Annotated in this window: 6 protein-coding genes; all 6 read left to right on the top strand. The window is 63.7% G+C overall.

Annotation, left to right across the window (positions count from 1 at the left end; all coding sequences use genetic code 11):
- Positions 1 to 191 precede the first annotated feature (191 nt).
- From EN742_RS23945 to EN742_RS23920, 6 genes are read left to right on the top strand one after another with little or no spacing between them, the layout of a single operon-like run.
- Positions 192 to 836, top strand: a complete 645-nt coding sequence (locus tag EN742_RS23945; RefSeq protein WP_245482227.1) for a type III secretion protein — start codon at positions 192 to 194, stop codon at positions 834 to 836.
- Positions 837 to 853: 17 nt separating this feature from the next.
- Entirely contained in the window at positions 854 to 1,486 is a 633-nt protein-coding gene (locus EN742_RS23940; protein ID WP_127405060.1) for a hypothetical protein, read from the top strand.
- A 16-nt stretch (positions 1,487 to 1,502) separates the two neighbouring features.
- A complete protein-coding gene (gene sctJ, locus EN742_RS23935; RefSeq protein WP_281033504.1) occupies positions 1,503 to 2,336 on the top strand; it encodes a type III secretion inner membrane ring lipoprotein SctJ in 834 nt (277 codons plus the stop codon).
- Positions 2,333 to 2,950 carry a SctK family type III secretion system sorting platform protein gene (locus EN742_RS23930; RefSeq protein ID WP_126056227.1) on the top strand — a complete coding sequence of 206 codons (618 nt, stop codon included), beginning with the start codon at positions 2,333 to 2,335 and terminating at the stop codon, positions 2,948 to 2,950. Before sctJ ends, EN742_RS23930 begins: the two co-directional genes overlap by 4 nt.
- Before the next feature lie 4 nt (positions 2,951 to 2,954).
- Positions 2,955 to 3,572: a type III secretion system stator protein SctL gene (gene sctL, locus EN742_RS23925; RefSeq protein WP_126056226.1), complete on the top strand. Its 618-nt coding sequence runs from the start codon at positions 2,955 to 2,957 to the stop codon at positions 3,570 to 3,572.
- Positions 3,569 to 4,927 (top strand): FliI/YscN family ATPase, encoded by a 1,359-nt coding sequence (locus tag EN742_RS23920; protein ID WP_127405058.1) that lies wholly within the window; start codon positions 3,569 to 3,571, stop codon positions 4,925 to 4,927. Before sctL ends, EN742_RS23920 begins: the two co-directional genes overlap by 4 nt.
- The last annotated feature ends 141 nt before the right edge of the window (positions 4,928 to 5,068 follow it).

Below are 5,068 nucleotides of genomic sequence, written 5' to 3'. Positions count from 1 at the left end.
AACCGGTGATGTCTGATTCCAGCGCGCACCATATCGCTTTGCGCACCGTTCGCAACATTTGGAACCAAATGCGCAATAGAAATCCAATTGGACTTCCAATTTTGCAGTGCGCACGATACAAGTGAATTGGCGGGTAAACCACGAGACAGGCGACGCGGGCCATCACTTCGCGTCCCTTTGCGATAGGACCTATGTTGACGGGACGCGGTACCTGCCATGCGGACTGGTCGTCGGGAACCAAGGCTGTCTTCGCGGGCGGCCTTGCGATGATCCTGATGCTTGGCCTTGCTTCCTCGTGGGCAAATGCCGCCGAGCCACGCTGGCCTGCCGGTCCTTACAAATACATCACGGTCGATCAGTCGGTGACGGACGCGCTGGTCGAGCTTGGCCGCAACATGCGCGTGCCAATGCGTGTCAGCAAGCTTGTGAAGGGGCGCCTGAGCGCCGGCATGCCGGTTGGAACGGCCCGCGAATTCCTGGAAGAGATCTGCAGTCGGTACGGGCTGGTCTGGCATTTCGACGGCATCGTCATGAACGTCGCGACCGAGGCTGAAGTCCAGACGGAGATGATCCCGCTCAATGCCGACACGGCTGCCGGCGCGGAAGATCGGCTGCAGCGCCTGGGCGTCATCGATCCGAGGTTTCCGATCAAGGTTTCCAGGCAAGACGATGTCGTCTCGGTGTCTGGGCCGCCGTCCTATGTGGAACTCGTCCGAAAGACACTTGGCGTTCCCGCATCGAGCACGAAGCAGGAGCCCGGCAAAGTCGTTTCGATCCGCGTTTTCCGCGGCGGCAAGCTGGCGGAGACACAGAATGTGCCCGTCAGTCCAAACTGAAACAGGAGGCCAGGTTCATGCAGATCGCGCCGATTGGAGCCCTGGAAGCAACGCTGGCAAATTTGACCACCAGTATAAGCTCGCAACAGCAGATCACCGCCGGCGCGGCAGCGGAGCCGGGTAACCGGATGGTAGGCGCCAAGCAGGAAAAGCACGATGTCGCAAAGGCCAGCACGCCCGAGCGCGGCGATGTCGCTACGCGGGCCGGTCAGCAGGTGGCGCAGGCATCGTCCGGCGCCAATCCGGCAATGGCCGGACAATCCGCCAAAGCGGAACGGACCGAACCGATCGTCGAACGCCAACTCTTCGACTATCTGGCCGAGGCGGAGAAGGCAGGGGGTGGGGCGCTCACCGATCCCTCGGCACTCTTCGGGTCAGCCGTTCGGTCGCTTGAAGGAACCATGCAGCAGGTCCAGAAAGCCCTTGGCCAGGCGAACGCCCCCGTGAACGCCGAAGCAGCCTCGGTGCCCGAAGGCGCCGGCAAGGCGGCGCCATCGGGCAAGGAAGGCGAAAACGCGCCTGCAAAGAATGCCGAGCAACTGCTCGAGCGATCGATTTCGGTGATGTGGGCAGCCGCCAATCTCGAGGTGGTGACGAGCAGCGTGACCGCGGTCACGTCGTCCACCAGCACGCTGATCAAGCAACAGTAAGCGCTACGGAGTGTTCGTGCCCACCCTGTCCTTGCCGCAGCGATCAACGTTTTTGAATCGGTGCGGCGCCTGGTGCCGTGTCGCGCTCGTTGTCACGGGTATGCTTGTGCTGCAGGCGTGCTCGGTGGAGCTCTATTCCAACCTCAACCAGCGGCAGGCCAACGAGATCGTCGCCACGCTGATGCGTCACGGGATTCCGGCCCAGCGCGAGGCCGGCAAGGACGGCAAGATGACGGTCTCCGTGCAGAAGGACCGTTTCGCCGAAGCCATGGCAATCCTCGATGAAAGCGGGTTGCCCAAGCAGGAATTCCAGACGCTCGGCGAGGTGTTCAAGAGAGACGGACTGGTGTCCTCGCCGGTAGAGGAGCGGGCGACGATGATCTACGGCCTGAGCCAGGAACTTTCGCAGACGATTTCGGACATCGACGGCGTGCTTTCGGCGCGCGTTCATCTCGTCCTGCCCGAAAACGATCCGCTGAGACAGCAGTTGGTGCCGTCGTCCGCCTCCGTCTTCATCCGGCATCGCGCATCGGTTCCGATGAATGAGCTGATCCCGCAGGTCAAGATGCTGGTAGCCAAGGGCATCGCCGGACTGACCTATGACAATGTCTCGGTCACGCTCATTCCGGTGACCGCAACGGCCCCCGAACAACAAACCGGCGAAGCAGGCTTCACGACATTCCTCGGACTTTGGCTGCATCCGGACAGCGTCGCCGCCGCCATGTGGCTGTTTTACGGCATGGCGGCCGCCATACTCGCGCTGGCTGCTCGGCTGGCTTACCTCCAATGGTATCGACGTTCGGATGTCTACGCGCTCGACGCGACCGCTCTGCCGGTGAAGAAGACATGACCCGGACTGGCTCGCAGCAAACCGCCAGCCCGGAATGGCAGGCATTCATGTCCAACCCCGCATCCTATGCGGATGCGGCTCGGCTGGCGGACTGCTTTGACGGCACGATCAGCGAGGCCGCTTGCGAGCGCATGCTGCGGACACAACGCCTGCAGCAGCGCTTGTCGAATTTGCTGCTCGAGCGCTATCGGCTCTCTTGCGCGGTCGATGAACCGGCCGACGCGGTGGATCGGGCAATCGCCTTGTCATCGGGGGAGGAGTTGGAGGAACTCGTGCTTCGCTCGGGCGCGATCTACTGGGCCGGAAATCTGGCCGCTGTCATTGACGGACGCGAGGCCGATGCGTTGCAGGTGGCACTCGGTGCGGATCTCTGCACGTTCGCGGTCGCCAACCGCGACCTGGCCGGTCCGCTGCAGCCTTTGCAGCCCTTGGAGGATATTCACCGTCGCGTCTATGCCGACGGCCTGAGTTGCCTTGGCGCGTGGTGTCAGGCGATGCCGGGCGGGACGAGCATGCGAGTTCGTCTCAAGCTGATGCCGCACGAGCTTGTCGATCAGACGACTGAGCCGTTTGCCGAAGCCGGTCCGGCGATTGTCCGACGAGCGATGGGCTAGCGTAATGGTCGAACCGGGAACAGCGACCAATGACATGCCAGGGCGCCCTTATGCCCGCATCCTGCGCGCCGCTGAGGCGCGCGCCTGGCAGGATGGGCACGCCTTTCTCGACGAGGCGAGGCGCGATGCCCAGCAGTTGCGTGAGGCCGCTCGCCGAGCCTACGCGGCCGAATATGCGCAGGGCTATGAGGACGGCAAGGCGCAGGGCGATGCGGACGCCACGCGGCTGATAGGCGAAACAGCGGTCAAGGTGGATCGCTATCTTGGCGGACTGCAGGCGGAAGTCATCGGTCTGGCCATCGAAATCGTCAGGCGAATGCTGGGCGAGTTCGACGTCGGCACGCTTGTCGCCAAGGCCGCGAGGCACGCGGTTTCCGAAATACGCCGCGCCAAATATCTGAAAGTCCGGGTTCATCCCGCTTCCGTCGACAGGGTTCGCGATGAGCTGGACGCGGTCTTGCGCGAGAGCGATCTGGGCATGACCGTCGAGATCGACGCGGATGATGCGCTGGCGGCCGGCGCCTGCATCGTTTCGACCGACTTTGCCGTCGTCGATGCCAGCATCGACGCGCAGCTCAATGCCATAGCGGCCGCGATAGGGTCAAAGGCGGAGGTTCCATGACGGCGCACGCTGCCGAAATCGAAAATCGCCTGGCGTCCATCATCCCCGGCCTGCGTTCCGGCCTGCGCGACGATGCCAGCCGGCCGAGGCGAGGGCGCGTGCGGCGGGTTACCGGCACGGTCATCCACGCGACCGTGGAGGAGGCCCGGATCGGCGAGATATGTGAATTGGTAGACCCCAGAACCGGCAGGACGACCAAGGCGGAAGTCGTCGGCCTGATGGACGAGATGGCGATCCTCGTTCCGCTTGGCGACCTGACCGGTCTTTCAAGCCTGACGGAGGTCGTTGCGACCGGAAAGGAGCAGTTGGTGCCCGTCGGTCCTGGCCTCTTGGGTCGGGTGATCAGCGCGCTCGGCGAGCCATTGGACGGCGAGCCGCTCTCGCCGGATGGCATTGTCGGCAGCTATCCGGTCAATGCCTATCCGCCATCTCCGCTCGAGCGCAGTTTGATTTCCGAGCCGATCCAGCTTGGAATCCGCGCTCTCGATGGGTTGCTCACTTGCGCGCGCGGACAGCGCGTCGGCATTTTCGGCGAGCCCGGTGTCGGCAAGTCGATCCTGCTTTCCGACATCGTCAGCGGCACCGATGCCGATGTCGCCGTGGTCGCCCTTGTCGGCGAACGTGGACGCGAGGTTCGCGAATTCCTAGAGCATCAGCTTGGACCGGAAGGGCGGCAGCGGGCAATCGTCGTCGTCGCGACATCCGACCGGCCCGCCATCGAGCGCGTCAAGGCGGCCTATGTGGCGACTAGCATTGCGGAATATTTTCGCGACCAGGGCAAGCATGTGCTGCTTGCGATGGACAACATTACGAGATTTGCCCGTGCCCAGCGCGAGATCGGCCTGGCCTCGGGCGAGCCACCGACGCGTCGCGGTTTTCCGTCTTCGCTGTTTGCCGTCCTGCCGCGGCTGCTCGAGCGCTCGGGCCCTGGTCGCGTGGGGTCCATCACCAGCCTTTACAGCGTTCTCCTGGAAGGCGACGGCACGCTGGATCCGGTCGCCGAGGAAATCCAGGCGCTTCTAGATGGCCACGTCTTCCTGTCGAACGAACTTGCGCAGCGCAACCATTTCCCCGCCATCGACGTCCTGCGCAGCCGAAGCCGTCTGATGGATGCCGTCGTGCCCCCGGTGCATCGGGCCGACGCCAGCCGCCTGCGCGAGCTGCTTGCCCGCTACGCCGATATCGAACTTCTCCTGCGCGTCGGCGAGTATGAAAAGGGCGGCGATGCGGTGGCGGATGAGGCTGTGGCGAAGATCGACGCCATCAACGCCTTCCTGCGACAGGCGTCCGCCACACACGAGAGCATCGAGAAGACACGCCAACGCATGCGGGAGATCGCTGATGAAGGAGCGTGACATGATCGCTCGATTGCGCGACCTCAGACACCGCCGTGAAGAACGCGCAAAGGAAGTGGTGATCAGAAGGCACGCCGCCGCGCACCGGGCCGCAAGGGAGGGGCAGGAGGCGGCCGCCGCGGTCACGGAGCACCTTCAGCG

Source organism: Mesorhizobium sp. M4A.F.Ca.ET.020.02.1.1 (assembly GCF_004022645.1).
Taxonomy (GTDB): domain Bacteria; phylum Pseudomonadota; class Alphaproteobacteria; order Rhizobiales; family Rhizobiaceae; genus Mesorhizobium.
This window is presented reverse-complemented; position numbering and strand designations above follow the sequence as displayed.